The organism is Parvibaculum lavamentivorans DS-1 (assembly GCF_000017565.1).
In the GTDB taxonomy this organism is placed as follows: Bacteria; Pseudomonadota; Alphaproteobacteria; order Parvibaculales; family Parvibaculaceae; genus Parvibaculum; species Parvibaculum lavamentivorans.
On record NC_009719.1, the window covers coordinates 852,013 to 870,807 of the forward strand.

At 63.1% G+C, this 18,795-nt stretch carries 20 protein-coding genes; 9 read left to right on the forward strand and 11 right to left on the reverse strand.

Going from position 1 to position 18,795, the window contains the following annotated elements; translation table 11 throughout:
- Nucleotides 1-31: 31 nt before the first annotated feature.
- The 4 genes from fabI to PLAV_RS04015 all read right to left on the reverse strand — a co-directional run bounded on the left by fabI (nucleotide 32) and on the right by PLAV_RS04015 (nucleotide 3,170).
- Nucleotides 32-871, reverse strand: coding sequence for an enoyl-ACP reductase FabI (gene fabI, locus PLAV_RS04000; RefSeq protein ID WP_012109659.1), 840 nt, complete (start codon nucleotides 869-871; stop codon nucleotides 32-34).
- 129 nt (nucleotides 872-1,000) lie between these two features.
- The gene (locus PLAV_RS04005; protein WP_012109660.1) at nucleotides 1,001-1,879 is read right to left on the reverse strand and encodes a DnaJ C-terminal domain-containing protein; all 879 of its coding nucleotides are present in this window, start codon (nucleotides 1,877-1,879) and stop codon (nucleotides 1,001-1,003) included.
- A gap of 68 nt (nucleotides 1,880-1,947) precedes the next feature.
- Nucleotides 1,948-2,652, reverse strand: coding sequence for a tetratricopeptide repeat protein (locus tag PLAV_RS18735; RefSeq protein WP_012109661.1), 705 nt, complete (start codon nucleotides 2,650-2,652; stop codon nucleotides 1,948-1,950).
- 29 nt (nucleotides 2,653-2,681) lie between these two features.
- Nucleotides 2,682-3,170 carry an RT0821/Lpp0805 family surface protein gene (locus PLAV_RS04015; protein ID WP_012109662.1) on the reverse strand — a complete coding sequence of 163 codons (489 nt, stop codon included), beginning with the start codon at nucleotides 3,168-3,170 and terminating at the stop codon, nucleotides 2,682-2,684.
- A 149-nt stretch (nucleotides 3,171-3,319) separates the two neighbouring features.
- Between PLAV_RS04015 and pdxH the strand changes: the two genes are divergently transcribed.
- From pdxH to PLAV_RS04040, 6 genes are all read left to right on the forward strand, one after another.
- Nucleotides 3,320-3,946, forward strand: coding sequence for a pyridoxamine 5'-phosphate oxidase (gene pdxH, locus PLAV_RS04020; protein WP_012109663.1), 627 nt, complete (start codon nucleotides 3,320-3,322; stop codon nucleotides 3,944-3,946).
- Between the two features lie 55 nt (nucleotides 3,947-4,001).
- Nucleotides 4,002-4,940, forward strand: a complete 939-nt coding sequence (locus PLAV_RS04025; RefSeq protein ID WP_012109664.1) for a cation diffusion facilitator family transporter — start codon at nucleotides 4,002-4,004, stop codon at nucleotides 4,938-4,940.
- 12 nt (nucleotides 4,941-4,952) lie between these two features.
- Nucleotides 4,953-6,539: a bifunctional aminoglycoside phosphotransferase/ATP-binding protein gene (locus PLAV_RS04030; RefSeq protein ID WP_012109665.1), complete on the forward strand. Its 1,587-nt coding sequence runs from the start codon at nucleotides 4,953-4,955 to the stop codon at nucleotides 6,537-6,539.
- Between the two features lie 83 nt (nucleotides 6,540-6,622).
- Nucleotides 6,623-6,883, forward strand: a complete 261-nt coding sequence (locus tag PLAV_RS19255) for a hypothetical protein (protein ID WP_012109666.1) — start codon at nucleotides 6,623-6,625, stop codon at nucleotides 6,881-6,883.
- Nucleotides 6,884-6,895: 12 nt separating this feature from the next.
- Complete coding sequence (locus PLAV_RS04035; protein ID WP_012109667.1) at nucleotides 6,896-7,420, forward strand: hypothetical protein; 525 nt, start codon at nucleotides 6,896-6,898, stop codon at nucleotides 7,418-7,420.
- A 50-nt stretch (nucleotides 7,421-7,470) separates the two neighbouring features.
- Nucleotides 7,471-8,226 carry an SDR family NAD(P)-dependent oxidoreductase gene (locus PLAV_RS04040; protein ID WP_012109668.1) on the forward strand — a complete coding sequence of 252 codons (756 nt, stop codon included), beginning with the start codon at nucleotides 7,471-7,473 and terminating at the stop codon, nucleotides 8,224-8,226.
- Nucleotides 8,227-8,392: 166 nt separating this feature from the next.
- On the opposite strand, the gene PLAV_RS04045 is transcribed toward PLAV_RS04040, so the two are convergent.
- The 3 genes from PLAV_RS04045 to PLAV_RS04055 form a co-directional block, all read right to left on the reverse strand.
- Nucleotides 8,393-8,815: a hypothetical protein gene (locus PLAV_RS04045; RefSeq protein ID WP_012109669.1), complete on the reverse strand. Its 423-nt coding sequence runs from the start codon at nucleotides 8,813-8,815 to the stop codon at nucleotides 8,393-8,395.
- On the reverse strand, nucleotides 8,815-10,200 hold the full coding sequence (locus PLAV_RS04050) for an aminotransferase (protein WP_012109670.1): 1,386 nt from the start codon (nucleotides 10,198-10,200) through the stop codon (nucleotides 8,815-8,817). The genes PLAV_RS04045 and PLAV_RS04050 overlap by 1 nt, the downstream gene beginning before the upstream one ends.
- A gap of 282 nt (nucleotides 10,201-10,482) precedes the next feature.
- A complete protein-coding gene (locus PLAV_RS04055; protein WP_012109671.1) occupies nucleotides 10,483-11,940 on the reverse strand; it encodes an amidase in 1,458 nt (485 codons plus the stop codon).
- A gap of 199 nt (nucleotides 11,941-12,139) precedes the next feature.
- Between PLAV_RS04055 and PLAV_RS04060 the strand changes: the two genes are divergently transcribed.
- Nucleotides 12,140-13,780, forward strand: coding sequence for a 3-(methylthio)propionyl-CoA ligase (locus PLAV_RS04060; protein ID WP_012109672.1), 1,641 nt, complete (start codon nucleotides 12,140-12,142; stop codon nucleotides 13,778-13,780).
- Between the two features lie 72 nt (nucleotides 13,781-13,852).
- Nucleotides 13,853-14,602 carry a DUF1499 domain-containing protein gene (locus PLAV_RS04065; RefSeq protein ID WP_012109673.1) on the forward strand — a complete coding sequence of 250 codons (750 nt, stop codon included), beginning with the start codon at nucleotides 13,853-13,855 and terminating at the stop codon, nucleotides 14,600-14,602.
- Nucleotides 14,603-14,668: 66 nt separating this feature from the next.
- Here the strand turns inward: PLAV_RS04065 and PLAV_RS04070 are convergent, their stop codons facing one another.
- The 4 genes from PLAV_RS04070 to PLAV_RS04085 form a co-directional block, all read right to left on the reverse strand.
- A complete protein-coding gene (locus PLAV_RS04070; protein WP_012109674.1) occupies nucleotides 14,669-15,574 on the reverse strand; it encodes an MBL fold metallo-hydrolase in 906 nt (301 codons plus the stop codon).
- Between the two features lie 59 nt (nucleotides 15,575-15,633).
- On the reverse strand, nucleotides 15,634-16,116 hold the full coding sequence (locus tag PLAV_RS19595; protein WP_012109675.1) for a MarR family winged helix-turn-helix transcriptional regulator: 483 nt from the start codon (nucleotides 16,114-16,116) through the stop codon (nucleotides 15,634-15,636).
- A 181-nt stretch (nucleotides 16,117-16,297) separates the two neighbouring features.
- Complete coding sequence (locus tag PLAV_RS19600; protein WP_041535835.1) at nucleotides 16,298-16,519, reverse strand: hypothetical protein; 222 nt, start codon at nucleotides 16,517-16,519, stop codon at nucleotides 16,298-16,300.
- 233 nt (nucleotides 16,520-16,752) lie between these two features.
- Nucleotides 16,753-18,303, reverse strand: a complete 1,551-nt coding sequence (locus PLAV_RS04085) for an acyl-CoA synthetase (protein WP_012109677.1) — start codon at nucleotides 18,301-18,303, stop codon at nucleotides 16,753-16,755.
- Nucleotides 18,304-18,557: 254 nt separating this feature from the next.
- On the opposite strand from PLAV_RS04085, the gene PLAV_RS04090 reads away from it, so the two are divergent.
- On the forward strand, nucleotides 18,558-18,755 hold the full coding sequence (locus PLAV_RS04090; protein ID WP_012109678.1) for a hypothetical protein: 198 nt from the start codon (nucleotides 18,558-18,560) through the stop codon (nucleotides 18,753-18,755).
- The last annotated feature ends 40 nt before the right edge of the window (nucleotides 18,756-18,795 follow it).

The following is an 18,795-nucleotide window of genomic DNA, read 5'->3' on the forward strand; positions in this document are numbered from 1 at the left end:
GCGATGAACAGGCTAACAATACAGGAGATTCTCAGACGATGCTCATATCCGGCGCATCTTCCGCCTTCATGCCGACGACGTGATAGCCGGCATCGACATGGTGCACTTCTCCGGTCACGCCCGCGCCAAGGTCCGAAAGCAGATAGAGCGCCGAATTTCCGACCTCTTCGATCGTTACCGTGCGTTTCAGCGGCGAATTGAGCTCGTTCCACTTGAGGATGTAGCGGAAATCGCCGATGCCGGATGCCGCGAGCGTCTTGATCGGCCCGGCGGACACCGCGTTGACGCGGATATTGTTGCGTCCAAGATCGACCGCGAGATAGCGCACGCTTGCCTCAAGCGCGGCCTTGGCGACGCCCATGACGTTGTAGTGCGGGATAACTTTCTCGGAGCCGTAATAGGTGAGGGTGAGGATCGAGCCGCCATCAGGCATCAGCTTTTCCGCGCGCTGGCAAAGCGCCGCGAAGGAATAGCAGGAGATGGCGAGAGAAGCGGTGAAGTTGTCGAGGGTCGTATCGACATAGCGACCGTCGAGTTCGGCCTTGTTCGAATAGGCAATGGCGTGAACGAAGAAGTCGATCTTGCCCCATTCCTTTTCGAGCGTAGCGAAGACGGCGTCCATGCTGGCGGCGTCCATGACGTCGCAAGGCATCACCAACTTTGAGCCGACGGACTCGGCAAGTGGAATAACCCGCTTCTGCAAAGCTTCGCCTTGATATGTAAAGGCGATCTCCGCGCCCTGATCGGCGCAGGCTTTGGCAATGCCCCACGCGATGGAACGGTTATTGGCAACGCCCATAACGAGGCCGCGTTTGCCTGCCATCAGGTTGCCCTTCAGCGTCGGGCTTGCGCCAGTGGTGGCTTCGCTCATCGTATCCCCGTCAAACTGCTCTGGGCCAAAAATGGAGCCGCATCCTACACAAAAGCCCCAAACCGTCTAACAAAAAAGCCCTCGGGAACGGGCTTTGGAACTTCACGAATATTGTCAGTTCATGTCGGTTCAGGAATCGGAAAAGCCGTTACGGGGATTGAACTTAAGACCTGCCGTCCAATTGGCGGCAAAGTCCCGCAAAGCCTCGTCTGCGGCATCCGGCAGGGTAACGGACAATGTGACGTACTGATCGCCCGTTTTCCCGCCTTCCCCGGCCAGGCCGCGTCCCCTGAGACGCAGCCGGGTTCCAGTGTTCGACCCCGCCGGAACGGACAGGCTGACCGGCCCTGCGACCGTTGGCGCCTCTATTCGCGAGCCGAGGACGGCTTCGGCCAGTGTGACCGGCAGAGTCAGGTGAATGTCGTTTCCCTCGCGGCGGAAATATGGGTGGGCCTCAACATCGATCGTGACCAGGGCGTCGCCCGCTTCCGCGCCGCCATGACCTTCGCCCCCCTGGCCCCGCAACCTTATCTGTTTCCCGCTTTCGATGCCGGGCGGAACGGCAAGTTCCAGCGTTCTCCCGCCGGCGAGCGTGACTCGCTTTTTCGCGCCATTCGCGGCCTCGAGGAATGTAACCGCGAGGCGGTAGGTCTGATCATCGCCGCGCGCTCGGAAGACGCGCTTGCCGGCACTGCGTATACCTTCGAAAAGTTCGGAGAAGATATCATCCGGCGGCACCTGAGAGCCGGATACGGGGTGTGCCTCCTCAAAAGCCGGTCTGCGGCGCATGGCGGCGGAGGCGCGACGCTCGGCTTCGAAACGGCGCCGGCTGGCTTCGTCCTTGAGCTGATTATAGGCGGCGGTCACTTCCTGAAAGCGGGCCTGCTGTGCCGGAGACGCACCCTGAGTGTCCGGGTGAAGCTGCTTGGCGAGCTTGCGGTAGGCGAGCTTGATCTCGGCATTGCCTGCCCCCGGACCGAGACCGAGTATTTCGTATGGATCGCGCACGGCGCCCCGTTCTCCCGAAGATTAACCGGAGGAAAACGGCAGTCTAGAACAGCCTGCATACGAATAGGTTAAGGCGTTTGGCCGTCGAACGGGTCGATTTCCGCTGCCGGTGGCGCTGGGGTGGTCTTTGAAAGCGGAGCCTCCGTTTCGCCCGGCGGTGGGGGGCCGGGCAGGCTCGGTACCAGTTGCGTCAGCCGGTCGAGAGCTTTTTCATGACCTGCACGTGCCGCCAGCGCGTACCAGGCGAGCGCCCGCGCCTGATCCGCCTCGACGCCCAGACCGCGTTCGTAGAGGACACCAAGATTATACCGCGCCACCGGCACACCGGCGATGGCCGCCGTGTGAAACCAGAAGGACGCTTTTTTGTAATCCTGAGGAATGCCTTCGCCGCCGAGATACATGAAGGCGGTGTTGACCTGCGCCGATGTGAGCCCGCCTTGCGCCGCCCGCTCGTAAAAATAAAGCGCCCGTTCCGGATCCCGGGCGACGCCATCGCCCCGGCGGAGGAGCAGCGCGACATTGCGCATCGCCGCCAGATCGTCGGTCTGCGCGAGGGGAAGCCATATTTCAAAGGCTTTCGCGTAGTCGCCTGAATCGTAAGCGGCGACCCCCTCATCAAAGAGCGCAATTTTTTCAGCCGGAGTGGGGGATGCGTCTTCGAGCCGGTCCTGCACGGTCGTGCCGGGCTGGGCCTTGGCATCAAACGCAAAGAAGGCAAGGAAAAGCGCCGCAAAAAGCGCGGCGGGCAAGGGGGCGGCCCGACAAACATACATAGTTTAGGACCGCCCCTTTGATGTCTCGATCAGTTCTGAATCTGCCACGAGCCGTCCGGCTGGCGGCACGCCGTACCGTAGGCCTGCTGGCTGCGCCCGTCGATATAAACGGTCTGCGAATATTCGCGGCACTGCAGATTTCCCTGCTGATAGGCGGTCTGCGGCGTCACCGTGCCGTAGTGGCCCGAATCCGGATTGCGCCACTGCACCGGCTGGCCGGAACGGCCCGTTTCCAGCGCATTATAGGTCGTCTGGCCCATATAGGCATGGTCCGCGCGATCAAGGGATTTGCCGATTTCGCTGCCGAGCAGGGCACCAAGAAGGACGCCGGCACCCGTGGCCCAGAGACGGCCCGAGCCGCCGCCGATCTGCGAACCCGCCAGACCGCCCGCGACCGCGCCGCCGACGGTGCCGACATTTTGTTTGCTGATGCCGCCGCCGCCGCCATACATGCTCTGGTCGCAAGCTGCGAGCGACAGCGCAACCGCACCGATGGCTATTCCTTTAACGAGTTTCATGCCGATCAATCCTGTGCTTTCGTCGCCCCCAAGCGATATAAGAAGTACCTATATAGAGCGAGGAATATGGCAAGATTGAAGCAGCTTCTTCCTTGCAGAACGGCAGAAAACAGCCGTTTTTTCTTGCGGATGCGAACGGGAACAGCGGCATGAACGATGTCACCACGGCCACCGACGAGAGCGGTATTTTCACCTCGGAGGACCCGATTGCGCTCTTCCATGAATGGATGGAGCTTGCCCGCGCGAAGGAACCGGAAGACGCGAATGCCATGGCGCTGGCGACGGCGGATGCTTCCGGTTTTCCCGATGTGCGGATGGTGCTGCTGAAGGAGGCGGATGCGCGCGGCTTCGTTTTCTACACCAATCTCGAAAGCGCCAAGGGACTGGAATTAAAGGAGAATTCCCGCGCCGCCCTGTGCTTCCACTGGAAGAGCCTGCGCCGCCAGGTGCGCGTCAGAGGCGACGTTATCCCGGTGAGCAAAGAGGAGGCGGATGCCTATTTTGCCACGCGCGCGAGGGACAGCCAGATCGGTGCATGGGCATCGAAGCAATCGCGGCCGCTTGCGGGTCGTTTTGAGCTCGAGAAGCAAGTCGCTGTTTTTGCTGCGAAATTCGGCGTGAGCAGGGTGCCGCGGCCGGATCACTGGTCCGGTTTCCGCGTTGTACCGCGCCATATCGAATTTTGGCGCGACAGGCCCTTCCGGCTCCATGATCGCCTTGTTTTTGAACGGGAAAAGCCCGCCGAGGCCTGGCGGACGAAGAAGCTTTTCCCCTGACTGTCATCGAACCGTCACCGAACCGTCATGAAGGCCCCGCAAGGGGACGAGAGCAATGAGCGCGAGCGACGCGGCAAAAAAAGTAATCCCCGATTCCGCCGCGCTGAACGCCCGGCTGATGCGCCGCGCGACCTATGCGGCGGTCGCCGTCGCCATCCTGCTGATCGCGATGAAAACGGTCGTCTACTTATTCACGGGCTCGGTGGCGATGCTCGGCACGCTGCTGGACTCGATTCTCGACGGCACGGCCTCGCTCATCAATCTCTTCGCGGTCCGCATGTCGCTGACGCCCGCCGACGACGAACACCGCTTCGGCCACGGCAAGGCGGAGGCGCTGGCCGGGCTCGGCCAGTCGGTTTTCATCTTCGGCTCAGCCGGCTACATCACCTTCGAGGCGGTGCAGCGCCTCATCGAACCGGCGCCGGTGCAGAATTCCGCATCCGGCATCGCGGTGACGGTCTTTGCGATCGCGCTCACACTCGTCCTCGTCGCCTATCAGCGGCATGTGGTGTCGCAGACCCGCTCGCTCGCCATCGAGGCGGACTCGATCCATTACCGCGGCGACCTTTTGATGAACCTCTCCGTGATCGCGGCGCTGATCCTGTCGGGTTATCTGGGGCTCCACTGGGCGGACCCGGTTTTCGGACTTCTGGTCGCGGGCCTCATCGCCTGGAGTGCGGCGAAGATCGTGATGAATGCGCTCGATCAGCTCATGGACCGCGAATTGTCCGACGAGGACCGCGAGCGCATCAAGACAATCGCGCTCGAACATCCCGAAGTGGTGAACCTGCACGACCTGCGGACGCGGAGCGCCGGCATCCATAGTTTCATCCAGTTCCACCTCGAACTCGAACGCGACATCACGCTGATGGACGCGCATCGCATATCCGACGAGGTGGAAAAAGCGGTGATGAAGGCTTTTCCGGGCGCGGAGGTCATCATCCACCAGGACCCGGCGGGCATGGAAAAACTCACCCGGCTGCAACGCATATGACGGGACTGTTTCTTGGCGGATAGCGCGGAAAACGACGCCCTGCTTGCATTTCTGGCGATGCCGGAAACCTATGGCCTCGCTTCCGGCGAGACGGTGACGCGGATCGACACGCATGCCTCGCATGTCTTTCTTGCCGGCACCCGCGCCTACAAGATGAAGAGGCCGGTGAAATTCACCTTTCTCGATTTCTCGACGCTTGAAGGCAGGCACGAAGCCTGCAAACGCGAACTCGACTTCAACCGCCGCACCGCGCCGGAAATCTATCTCTCGCTTGTCCCCGTGCGCGAAACGGAAGAGGGTTTTCGTCTGGGCGGGGATAAGGGCGAGCCTGTCGAATGGCTGGTCGAGATGAAACGCTTTGGCGGCGAGGGGCTTCTCGCGGCGAAGGCGGAGCGGGGACAACTTTCGCTCGACCTGGTGGAAGAGCTGGCGGCGGATGTGGCGGCCTTTCATGCACGCGCGAAGGTGCATCGCGATTTCGGCGGTGCGGATAATTTCGCGAAGATCGTCGCGGGAAGCGAAACCGACATGCAGGCGAGCATCGGTCCCGTTTTCGATGCCGAGCAGGCGGCGCGTGTCACCCGGCGCAGCAAGGAACTGATCGAGGAACATCGGGCGCTTCTCGATGCGCGGCGCGACACCGGCTTCGTGCGCCACAGCCACGGCGATCTCCACCTCGGCAATGTGACGGAAATCGACGGGCGGCCCGTCATTTTCGACTGCATCGAATTCAGCGACCGCATCGCGCGCATCGACGTGGCCTATGATCTCGCCTTTCTTCTGATGGATCTCGGCTTTCGCGCGGAGAGCGACGAGCGGCTGGCCGGCTATGCCAATCGCGCAATGAACGTCTATCTCGACCATGTGCCGCAGGCGGAAATCGGCGCGGCCACCGAGGGGCTTGCGCTGCTGCCGCTCTTCATGGCGACGCGCGCGGTGGTGCGCGCCAAGGTGACGGCGGTGCAGGCAACGGGTGAGGACTCGAAAGAGAAGAGGAAGCTCGCACGCGCCTATCTCGATTTCGCGGACCGGCTGCTGGAGGCGAGACCGCCGCGCCTCGTCGCGGTGGGCGGACTTTCGGGCACCGGCAAGTCGACGCTGGCAAAGGCACTGGCGGCGCTTATCGGCGGCGCGGCGGGCGCGGTGCATATCCGCTCCGACACGGTGCGGAAGCGCCTCTTCGGCGTCGCGCCGCTGGAGCGGCTGCCGGAGGAAGCCTATGCGGAAGGCGCGGGCGAGCGTGTTTATGCGGAGATGATGCGGCTTGCGCGCCTGTCGCTCGGTGCCGGGATGAGCGTTGTGGTGGACGCCGTATTCGCGAAGCCGCAGGAGAGGGTGGAGGGCGAACGGCTTGCGCGCGAGGCCGGCGTGACGTTTGACGGGCTCTGGCTCGACGCGCCGGCGGAGGTGCTGGAAGCGCGCGTGGCCGCACGGGAGAAAGAGGGCGGCGATCCCTCCGATGCAGGCGTGGCGGTTCTGAAGCGGCAACTGGCCTACGACCTCGGCCGGATGAAATGGCTGACTGTGGATGCATCGGGCACGCCGGACGAGGCGCTGGCGGCGGCAGCAGGTTCTATCGACATCAACCCGCTGTCGTAGAAGACTGAGCAGGCGTTGCGTCGCCGATGAAGTCAGTTGTCACTTGACAACCAGACTCTATCCTCCTACATTCACGAGGCAAAATGGCGGCCCGCGCACGTCACCCCCACAAAGAGATCGAGCAGGCTGTTCGATATGCGGAGGAAGCCGGGTGGCGCTTCAGCAAGGGCCGGGGGCATTGTTTCGGTTATCTCCGTTGTCCCTGGAACGACGATACCTGCCGCTGCGGTGAATTCTGCCAGTTCTCGATCTGGAGTACGCCGCGTTCGCCCGAGAACCACGCGAGACAGATCCGGCGGCTCGTCGATCATTGCAAATACCGGCAGGCCGACGCTGGCCCGTGAAGGGAGAAACGCATGAAGCTCTACGAGTTCGAGCTGATCTTCTCGCTGCCCGACAGTGCCGGGAGCGCCGATGACATTGTCGATGCGCTTTTCGAAGCAGGCTGCGACGATGCCGTTGCGGGGATCGGCAAGCGCGGCCGTATTGCGCTCGGCTTCTCGCGCGAAGCAGCGAGCGCCGAACAGGCCATGAGCTCGGGCCGCAAACAAGTGTGCAAGGCCGTGCCGGGGGCGGAACTGATCGAAGCAAAGCCCGATCTCGTCAATCTGAGCGAGATCGCCGAGATTCTCGGCTACACACGGCAAAATATGCAGAAATACGCAGCAAATCCCGGAAAGACGGTTTTCCCGTCACCCGTCCATAGCGGCGCGCCGGACATATGGCATCTCTACGACGTCCTCTCATGGTTGCGCGGAGAAAGGAACGTGGCGGTGGACGAGGCTTTGATCGAAACGGCGCTTGCCGCCGCCCGTCTCAATGCCGAGGCACGGAGCCGCCATTTCGAGGCCGCAAGCGCCGGCCGCAGGCGGGCCGGGTGAACGCGCTTCCCGCGCTGGCGGCGGCGCGCGGCTTCCTCTAGATTGCGGCCATGACACAAATTCCGAATTCAGAGCGAAAGACGCTGATCCTGACCGGCGCGAGCCGGGGGATCGGTCATGCGACGGTGAAGCGCTTTTCGAGCGCGGGCTGGCGCGTGATTACCTGTTCGCGGCACCCCTTTCCCGAGGACTGCCCGTGGGAAGCGGGCCCTGAAGACCATATCCAGGTCGACCTCGCCGATGTGAAGAACACCGAGAACGCCATCGCGGAAATGCGCGAGCGGCTGAAGGATCAGGGCGGGCGGCTGGACGCGCTGGTGAACAATGCTGCGATTTCGCCGAAGGGGCCGGGCGGCTCGCGGCTCGGCGTTTTCGATACCGGCGTCGATACCTGGTATCAGGTCTTTCAGGTGAATTTCTTCGCGCCGGTAATGCTTGCGCGCGGGCTTGTCGAGGAATTGAAGGCGGCGCAGGGCTCGGTCGTGAACGTGACCTCGATTGCGGGCGAGCGCGTGCATCCCTTCGCAGGCTCCGCCTATGCGACATCGAAGGCGGCGCTCGCCTCGCTGACGCGGGAAATGGCATCGGAGTTCGGGCGTCTTGGCGTACGGGTGAACGCGATTTCACCCGGCGAGATCGATACGGCGATCCTGTCGCCGGGGACGGAAAAGATCGTCGCGGAAATTCCGATGCAAAGGCTCGGCAAGCCGGAAGAGGTGGCGCGGACGATTTATTTTCTGTGCACGGATCAGTCGAGCTATGTGAACGGGGCCGAGATTCAGATCAATGGCGGGCAGCACGTTTAACTCATACCCTTCATGTCACCCCCGGGCTTGACCCGGGGGTCCAGGGGCCGCATGGCACTAAGCCTGCGGCAGAAAGAGTCATTCGAAGAATGACGGCGCGTTCCGCGCCTTCTGGATTGCCGGGTCAAGCCCGGCAATGACGAAAAAAAGAGAGGGTGAAGGGGAGTTACGCCACGAAAATAACGGCGCTCTGGCTGTCGCGGACGCGGGCGTCTTCGTTCACGGTGAAGGCGGAGGTGATGAAGCCGGTGGCGCCGGTGAAGATGCCGGTGCCGCCTTCGATGCGGAAGGTGACGTGGCCGAGCTGGACCTTCGGATCGGGGCTTTCGCCGAGATGGCCCTCGCCTGTGCTCGCATAAGAGAGCGAGCCGCCGCCGAAGATGATGGTGCCTGTCTCGCTGAAGCCGCCGAATTCGTCATTCTCCACCAGGGCGACTGTCCGCGCGGTGGCCGAGCCGGCGGAGACATCCGCATCGACCGTGCCGGGCTGCAGGATTGCCTCGCCTTCGATATTCATGCGCGTGCCCATGTCGTCATCCGGCGACGCCTTGCCTTCGAAGACGAGCTGGTAGCGGATTTCGCGCGGCATCAGGCAGCCCTCAACCCTTCCTTCGTCACCCGGTGCTCGACCTCGTCCAGCGCCTTGTGAACGGCGGCGAACATTTCCTCGATCTGTTCGAGCGTGATGATGAGGGGCGGGCAGAAGGCGACGATGTCGCCCGCCAGCGGACGGATGATGAGGCCGTGGCGCTGCGCGGCGGCGACGACCGCGGCGCCGATGGCGGAAGCGGGATCGAAGCTCCGCTTCGTCTTCTTGTCGGCGACGAGTTCGATGGCGCCGATGAGGCCCTTGGCGCGGGCATGGCCGACCAGCGGATGCTCGGCGAGGCGCTGGACATGCGCCTCGAAGCGCGGCGCCAGTGCGCGGACATGGCCGACGATGTTGCGCTTCTCGTAAATCTCCAGCGTCTTCGCGGCGACGGCGGCGCCGACCGGATGGGCGGTATAGGTGAAGCCGTGGCCGAACATGCCGAGCTTTTTGCTTTCGTCGATCATCGCCTGATACATCTCCTCGCCGACCGTGACGGCGGCGATGGGGAAATAGGCGGATGAGAGCGCCTTGGCGACGGAAATCGAATCCGGCTTCATGCCGAACGTCTCGGACCCGAACATGTTGCCGGTGCGGCCGAAGCCGCAAATGACTTCATCGGCGATGAAATAGATGTCGTATTTCTTCAGTACCGCCTGGATCTTCTCGAAATAGCCGGCGGGCGGAATAACGACGCCGCCCGCACCCATGATCGGCTCGGCGATGAAGGCAGCGACGGTTTCCGGGTCCTCGCGGATGATCATCTCTTCGAGGTTCTTCGCGAGCCGCGTCGTGAACTCGTCTTCCGTTTCGCCGGGCTCCGCATAGCGGTAGTAATGCGGGCAGTCGGTGTGGAGCATGCCGGAAATCGGCAGGTCGAAATCGCGGTGATTGCCGGGAAGGCCGGTGAGGGACGCCGAGGCCACGGTGACGCCGTGATAGCCGCGCTGGCGCGAGATGAATTTCTTCTTCTTCGTTAGCCCACGCGCATTGTTGTAATACCAGACGAGCTTCACCTGCTGGTCGTTCGCTTCGGAGCCCGAACCGCAGAAGAGAACTTTCGAGGCCGCATGCGGCGCGATGGCCTTGAGGCGCTCGGCCGCTTCCGCCGCGCGCTCATGGCTCTTGCCGCCGAAGACATGGGTGAAGGGGATCTGCTTCATCTGTTCGGTGGCGGCGTCGATCAGCTCCTGCTCATTGTATCCGAGCGATGTGCACCAGAGGCCGGCCAGTCCTTCGATGTAGCGGTTGCCGCCATTGTCATAGACATAGATGCCCTCGCCGCGCTCGATGATCATGGGACCTGAGGTGCGGAACGTGTCGAGATTCGTGTAGGGATGGATCACGGTCTCGATATCGCGAACGGCGGCGTTGGACAGGCTCATGGGGGAGCTCCTCGGGTCAGGTTATGTGCGGCTTGGCGGGCATCATGGGAGGGGAAAGGGGAGGTGTCAAAGGGGAGGGACGCCGCGTGAGATTGCTTTCCCCGCCACCCTCCCCCTGCGGGAGGGTCAAACCGCTGCAAGCGGTTTGGGGAGGGGTTCTCCGTTTTCGGCAGAGGGAGGACTTCCCGTTACGCGCATGGGTTCCACGCTTACCCCTCCCCGAAACTTGCTTCGCAACTTTCGACCCTCCCGCAGGGGGAGGGTGGGAAGAGAGGTTTGTTCTCACCACCCCTTCGGCGGTTTGAAGCCGCCCAGTATCTCCTCGAACATGCCCGCCACTGCGATGGTCGTGCGATCCTCCAGATGCGGGCCGATGATCTGGATGCCGACGGGCTTGCCTTCGCTTGTGATGCCGACCGGCGCGACGGAGGCGGGGAGGTAGGAGACGACGGCCGGGCCGGCCCAGATGAGCACGTCCATATAGGGACGCATGACGCCGTTCACGTCCAGTTCGCGCTTGTGCCAGTTCGTTTCGTGATTGTGCTCGAAGGCGGGGCGCATCAGAACGGGCGCGAGGACGACATCGTATTTCTGGAAGAACTGATGCCAGCGCCAGCGGAGCTGGGCCTGCTTCTCCTTCCAGACAGCGCGCTCCGCGAGCGAGAGCGTGCCGCCGATGGCCTGCAGCGCGCGGTGGCTCTTGTCGTCCGCCTTGAAGCTCTTCTTCAATTCCGACCAGTGATCGCGGATGCTTTGCGGCATGCCCGCGCCGATCTGCGAATGGAGCAGGATCAGATAGGCCTCGGTGATGTCGGCCAGCGTGAAATCGGGCCGCGCCTGCCAGTCGACATTGGCGCCCGCATCGGCGAGTGCGTTGGCGGCGTTGGTGAGAAGTTCGGCGCTCTCCTTGTCGATGTCGCAGAATTCATCCTCGATCCAGACCGCGACGCGAAGCTCCTTCGGTGTCTTCGCGCGGGCTTGCGGCAGGTCGAGCTTCCAGCCGATGGCGTCCGCCCAGTCGGGACCGGCGGCGATGTCGAGCAGGAGTTGCAGGTCTTCGGCGCTGCGGGCGAGCGGGCCCGCGACCGAGAGATCGCCTTCGGAAAGCGCGCCGGGCGGCGGCGAGAGATGGCCGCGCTTCGGCACGATGTCGAATGTCGGCTTGTGGCCGAAGACGCCGCAGAGATGGGCGGGCGTGCGGATCGAGCCGCCGATGTCGGAGCCGAATTCGGCCGCCGTGAAACCGGCCGCGAGCGAGGCGGCGGAACCGCCCGACGAACCGCCGGGCCCGCAGTCGAGCGCCCACGGATTGTTGGTGGTGCCGTAGATGTCGTTATAGGTCTGCAGGTCGCCGGAGAGATAGGGCACGTTCGTCTTGCCGAAGACGATGGCGCCCGCGCGCTGCAGCCGCCCGATGGCGGTGGCGCTGGTGGCGGGGACATGATCCTTCCAGACAGGCGCGCCGCCGGTGGAGGTGAGGCCCGCGACTTCATAGGCATCCTTGATGGTGAAGGGGAGGCCGTGCAGCGGGCCCTGGATCTCGCCCCGCGCCAGCGCCTCGTCGGCGGCGTCGGCGGCCTTGTGCGCGCCCTCGAAATCGCGCGCGACGACGGCGTTGATCTTCGGATCGAGCTTTTCCACCCGGGCGATGAAATGGTCGGTGAGTTCGGCCGAACTCACCTCGCGGCGGCGGATCATCCGGCCGAGATCGCTCGCGGAGCGGAAATGAAGCTCTGTCATGAAGGTCCCCCTCGAAAGTGTGGTTTTCTTTGACGGCATTAGACGGTGTTGCCCGTTCAATAGGCAAGAACGGAGTGATCTTCACATGAGGGTGAGGCCGCCCGACAATCGTTGTCGGGGCCGGATTATGTCACTAGACTGCCCCCAAAACGGGGATAAAGCCGGGAAACCCCGGCGTCAGATCAGAGGGAAACGACCCATGCAGGGATTGATGCAGGACTGGCCGCTGCGCGTATCGACGATCATCGACCACGCCGCGCGGTTTCATGGCGACCGCGAAATCGTGACGCGCTCGGTCGAGGGGCCGATTACGCGCACCACCTACAAGGAAGTCCATCTGCGCGCCCGCAAGGTGGCGCAGGCGCTGGGCCGCCTCGGCGTGAAGGAAGGCGACATCGTCGCCACCATGGCGTGGAACACGAGCCGCCATCTCGAAGCCTGGTACGGCATCATGGGCATGGGCGCGGTCTGCCACACGCTGAACCCGCGCCTCTTCGCCGAACAGCTCGTCTACATCATCAACCACGCGGAAGACAAAATCATCTTCCTCGACCTGACCTTCGTGCCGATCCTCGAAGGCATCGCCGACAAGCTGCCCAAGGTGAAGGCCTATGTCGTGATGACCGACAAGGCGCATATGCCGGACACGAAACTCCCGAACGCGCTCTGCTTCGAGGAGATCGTGGAAGCTGAAGACGGCAACTTCAAATGGGCGGAAGTGGACGAGAACGCGGCCTGCGGCCTCTGCTACACCTCCGGCACGACGGGGAACCCCAAGGGCGTGCTCTATTCGCACCGCTCCAACGTGATCCATTCCATGGCCGCCAATATGGGCGACGCGCTCGGCATGAAATGCGCCGACGCGATCCTGCCTGTGGTGCCGATGTTCCATGCCAACGCCTGGGGCATCGCCTTTGCGGCACCCGCCGTCGGCGCGAAGATCGTCATGCCCGGCGCGCAGATGGACGGCCAGAGCATCTATGAGCTTCTCGACAAGGAGCAGGTGACGGTGACGGCGGCGGTGCCGACCGTCTGGCTGATGCTGCTGCAATATCTGGAGAAGACCGGCGCGCAACTGCCGAAGCTCGACCGTGTGGTGATCGGCGGCTCGGCCGCGCCGCGCTCGATGATCGAGGTCTTCGAGAAGAATTACGACGTGAAGGTGTTCCACGCCTGGGGCATGACGGAAATGTCGCCCATGGGCACGCTCGGCGCCTTGAAGGCCGGCATGGAAGACCTGCCGCTCGACAAGCAGATCGACGTGAAGGTGAAGCAGGGCCGCGCGATCTACACGGTCGAAATGAAGATCACCGACGATGACGGCAACGAGCTGCCCTCCGACGGCAAGGCCTTCGGCCACCTGATGGTGCGCGGGCCGGCGATCGCCGGCGCCTATCTCAAGGGCGAGGGCGGCAACATCCTCGACAAGGATGGCTGGTTCGACACCGGCGACGTCGCTACCATCGACGCGCAGGGCTATATGCAGATCACCGACCGCGCCAAGGACGTGATCAAGTCCGGCGGCGAATGGATTTCCTCGATCGAAATCGAGAACCTCGCGGTCGGCCATCCGAAAGTAACGGAAGCCGCCGTCATCGGCATCCTGCATCCGAAGTGGGACGAACGCCCGCTGCTGATCGTGGTGCCGAAGGAAGGCGAAAACCCGACCAAGGAAGAAATCCTGAGCTACATGGAAGGCAAGATCGCCAAATGGTGGATGCCGGACGATGTGGTCTTCGTGAAGGAAATCCCGCACACGGCAACCGGCAAGATCCAGAAGCTGACGCTGCGCGAACAGTTCAAGGACTACAAGCTGCCGACCGCCAACGCCGCCGAGTAGGCAAGCGCGCCGGGCAGGGCAAATGACATTCCCGCGGATCTGAAATCCGCCGAACCCACAGGGCAGGGCATTATGGACCAGCAGAGTTCGCGGCTTGCCGCGTTTGGCTTGAGGACCGGCATACTCGCGCTGATCCTTCTGGCGCTTTGTATTATCGGCAACCGGTTCGAGCTGGTGCATTTCGGCCTCGCCGTGCGCGGCCTGGCATTCGCGGCGCTGATCGGCCTCATCGCGGCGCTTCTCTCGGCCGCGGGCCTTGTCCGCACGCTGGTTTCAAACCGGCGCGGCACGCGGACGGCGATTGCCGGCCTGGTGCTCGGCCTGCTCGTCGCCGCGCCTGTCGGACAGGCGATCATCGCCGGCTCGAAAGTGCCGCGCATTCACGACATCACGACCGATCTCGACAACCCGCCCGCCTTCTCGGCGGCAACGATTGCGGCACGCGGCGAGGCATCGAACCCGCTTGACCGGGCTGCGCCCGCCGACCTCGCGGAGCAACAGCGCGCGGCCTATCCCGATGTCGATACGCTGACAGTGGACCGGCAGCCGGGCAAGGTCTACGAGGCCGCGCTCGAAACGGCGCGCGACATGGGCTGGGAAATCCTGGCCTCGACGCCGGAAACGGGAACCATCGAGGCGACGGCGACGACGCGGGTGATGAACTTCCGCGACGATATTGCGATCCGCGTCACGGAAGCCGGAGAGGGCGCCCATGTGGATGTGCGCTCGGTCTCGCGCGTCGGCGAAAGCGACCTCGGCGCGAATGCGAACCGTATACGGACTTATCTGCATGTGTTGAGGCAGAAGCTGGCGCAAGACTGACTCCGCTCTTCCCCCCTCCCACAAGGGGAGGGTGGGAAGGAAGAGTATCCGTTTTCTTCGTCCGCCTTACGCCAGCCGGTAGTTCCCGCCGAGCGAGGGCTTGCCTTCGGACTGAACGATGCCGCGGGCGACGAGATATTCCATGTGGGCGAAGACGGAGCGGGCGGCGGCGGGGTAGAGCCGCTTGTCGACGGCGGCGTACATGACCGGCACCATTTCCGCGATGCGCGTTTTCCCCGAGGCGAGTTGCTTCAGGATTTGCTGCTCGCGGTCTTCACGATGGGCGATGAAGGAACGCACGAAAGGCTTCGGATCCTTGATCGCCGGGCCATGCGTCGGCCAGTAGATTTCATCGTCGCGCTCCAGCAGGAGCTTCAACGACGCCATGTATTGTTCCATGTTGCCGTCGGGCGGGCTCACCACGCTGGTCGACCAGCCCATGACATGATCGCCCGAGAAGAGCGCCTTTTCTTCCTGCAGCGCAAAGCACATGTGGTTCGAGGTGTGGCCGGGCGTGTAGACGCATTCGACCGTCCAGCCATCGCCCTCGATGATGTCGCCGTCGCCGACTTCGACATCGGGCACGAAATCCATGTCGCCATCTTCCTCGACCTGCACATCGTCCGAGCCCTGCTGCCCGGCGCCATGCGGGCCGAAGGCATAGGTCTCGGCGCCGGTGAGCGCCTTCAGCGGCTTCGCGGCGGGCGAGTGATCGCTATGCGTGTGGGTGATGAGGATATGGCTGACGATCTCGCCTTCGAGCGCACGGAGCAGCGCCTCGACATGGGCATTGAGCAGGGGGCCGGGATCGACCACCGCGACCTCGCCATGGCCGATGATATAGGTGCCGGTACCCTTGTAGGTGAAGGCGGAAGGATTGTTCGCGACGACGCGGCGGATCAGCGGCGATACCTCGTCGCAGCCGCCATATTCGAACTCGATTTCACGAACGTAAGGAATTTGAACCGACATTGGGCCTCCCGTTTTGGCGGCAGCTTGGACCGTTCGGGACGCAAACTCAATGGCGGCGCTCAGCCCGCCTTGCGGTAGCTGGGCGCGCGGCTGCGGCTGCTGCCATGCTGCGCGAAGCGGGCGAGATTGCCGCGCATCCGCACCAGCATGTCGATGAAGCTGGCGCGCTCCTCGGCTGTGAACCCGTCATAGGCCTCATCGAGAATTTCGTCGCCCGCTTCCCATAGCTGATCGAGCAGGGGCTGCGCATTGGGCGTGAGGAAGAGCTGTTGCGCGCGCCGGTCGTTCGGGTCCGGCCGCCGCTCCACCACGCCGAGCGCCACCAGCTTGTCGATGAGCCGTGCGACGGTGATGGGCTGTACCTCGAGAAGGTCGGCGAGCCCCACCTGGTTCAGGCCCTGATGGCGAGAAAGATGGGCGAGAGCGCCCCATTGCGCCTGCGTCAGACCGCTCACCCTGTCGTTGAAGGCGGTTTTCATGAAACGCGAATTATCGCGCAACAGAAAGCCGGTGCTGCGTTCGGGGTTCTGATTGGCAGGCATGCGATCCATCCCAGAGGAAGAATGTACGGCTTCTAATAAGCTTAGCTTATTATATGAGTATGCCATTACGCAGGGCAAGAGCCGATAATCTGCGGAAAAAGAAAATGGGAGATGGAAAGAGGGTTGCGGCGCGGCGGCGGACCGCCGCGCCGGAAGATGGTTACGGTCGTGCCTTCGCGGCTCAGTAGAGAACGGCGATATAGGCCACGAAGCCGGTCGCATAAAGACCGAGCAAGCTGTAGCCGGCGGCGGTGAAGGCGTCCGACGGGCTGAATTCAGTGCGGGTCTTGTGAATCTGGGCCGCGATTGCCGTCCACAGGCGTTCCACCTGGGCCGAAAGCCCGACGCTGGCAGAACGGGTCTGGGCGGCGACATGGGAGGCGAGATGCTGGGCGGTAGTCATGGGCAAACCTCTGGTAACAAGAGTGGACTCAAGTCCGGCCTGGCCGTTTCCGCTCATTGCCCCTTTCGGGATGCCGCCTCGAGTGGCGGTCTGCATCTTGGTTCAAAGATATGCTGCATTGCACAAACTGACAAGATGTCAGTGAGTGAATATTTCGTGGCAGCGCATGACTTTTTGACGCAGGGCATGAAAAAAAGGGCGGAAGACCGCCCTTTTTATTCGCGTGGGCGAGATCAGATCTGGCGGCCCGCCTGCTGCCAATAGGGCTCGCGCAGCTTGCGCTTGAAGATCTTGCCCGAATCCTCGCGCGGCAGATCGTTCTGAAACTCGACCCGCTTCGGCACCTTGTAGCCGGCCACCCGCTCTCGGAGAAAGGCTTTGACGTCCGCTTCCGAAAGCCCGGCGCCCGGCTGCTGCTGGACGACGGCGCAGAGCGACTCCCCGAACTCCTCGTCCGGGATGCCGAAAACCGCGCAATCGCCGACGCCCGGCATCTTGTGAAGCTCGGCCTCGATTTCGGCCGGGTAGATGTTGACCCCGCCCGAGATCACCATGTCCTTGGCGCGGTCGCAGAGATAGAGAAAGCCGTCTTCGTCGAGATAGCCGATATCGCCGAGTGCGATGAGGCCGGCCTTTTCGGCCTTGCGCCGCTTCTCGTCGTCGCCGTGATAGGTGAAGTCGGGAATGGCGGGAATGCGGCAGACGATTTCGCCTGTCGCACCGGCTGCAAGCTCCTCGCCATTCTCGCCGAGCACCATGACCTTCGCGCCCTGGACCGCCTTGCCGACGGTGCCGGGATGCTTGAGATATTGTTCGGAGTTGCAGAAGACGACCGCGCCCGTTTCGGTGCCGCCGTAATATTCATTAATGACGGGCCCCCACCAAGCGATCATGGCCTGCTTCACGTGAACGGGGCAGGGCGCCGCCGCATGAACGACGAAGCGCAGCGACGACAGGTCGTATTTTTTCTTTACCTCATCGGGCAATTTCAGCAGGCGGACGAACATGGTGGGCACCATGTGGAGATGCGTGACCTTGTAGGTGTCGATCATCTGCAGCAATTCTTCGGGATCGAAGCGGGGCTGCAGGATGACATTGGCGCCGACGCGGAAGGCGAAGAGCCCGTAGGCATTGGGCGCGGAGTGATACATGGGGCCGGTGACGACCGTGACCATGTTCTGCGGCTCGCCATATTCGGGGCTGAAACCCATGACGGTGCCGACGACCTGGCCCCAGGCGGCGGCCTGTTCCGCCGTCGGCGCGGCGCGGCGCACGCCCTTCGGATGGCCGGTGGTGCCGGATGTGTAGATCATCGAGCCGGGCGCCTCGGCGGGGCCGGCGGTGATCGGCGGGAACTGCGCGAGCCATTGGCCCCAGTCCTGCGTGCCGGCCGGGAGCTTCGCGGCTTCGGCGGAGAGACCATAGGCCGAGACGATTTCGGCCGGCGTCTCGACGACGAAAACGGGGACGTTCTTCGGCAGCGCCTTTTCGATGCCACGCCAGAGATCGGCATGGATGACGATCGCCTTGGCGCCCGAATTCTCGAAGATGTAGCGCGCCTCGTCCGGCGAATTGTGCCAGTTGACGGGTGTCGAATAGGCGCCTACGAGACCCGCCGCCGCGGATGCCTCGAAGAAAGGAAAATCGTTCCGTAGATAGACCGCGACGACATCGCCCGCGCCTATGCCGAGGCTGGCAAAGCCGCTGGCGGCGCGCGCCGCCCGCTCCGCCAGGCCCGATATTTCCGCTACCCGCTTGCCGGACCTGACTGCCGCTGCGCCCATTGCCGCTCCTCCCCGGAAGACATTGTTATTGAGGGAATAGTAGCAGCCGCGAGGGCGGGGAAAACCGCCAATCGGGCCGGGCGGCCTGCCCTTGTTGGGCTAGAAGGCGGCGCCTGACGTTGCGTCGGCCTCGCATATGTATTTTCCGTAACGGCGATGGAACCCGAATGGAACCGGCGCGTTTTCTTGCAGTTCCTCGTTTCTACCGGTGCCGGGTGGCGCCGGATTCCCGTCACCAAGGATGGAGACTTTTTATGTTGCGCAAGACACTCATCGGGTTCGCGATTCTTCTGCCCATGATGGGCGGCCTGGCTGCCTGCGACGACCAGGGCCCGGCGGAAGAAGCCGGCGAGGCGCTGGATGAAGCCGGCGAAGACATCGGCAACGCATTCGACAATTCCGGCCCGATGGAAGATGCGGGTGAGGAAATCGACGACGCCACCGGTAACTGAACGGGCCGCCATGCCTTGAGCATGGTTCCGAAAGTATGTT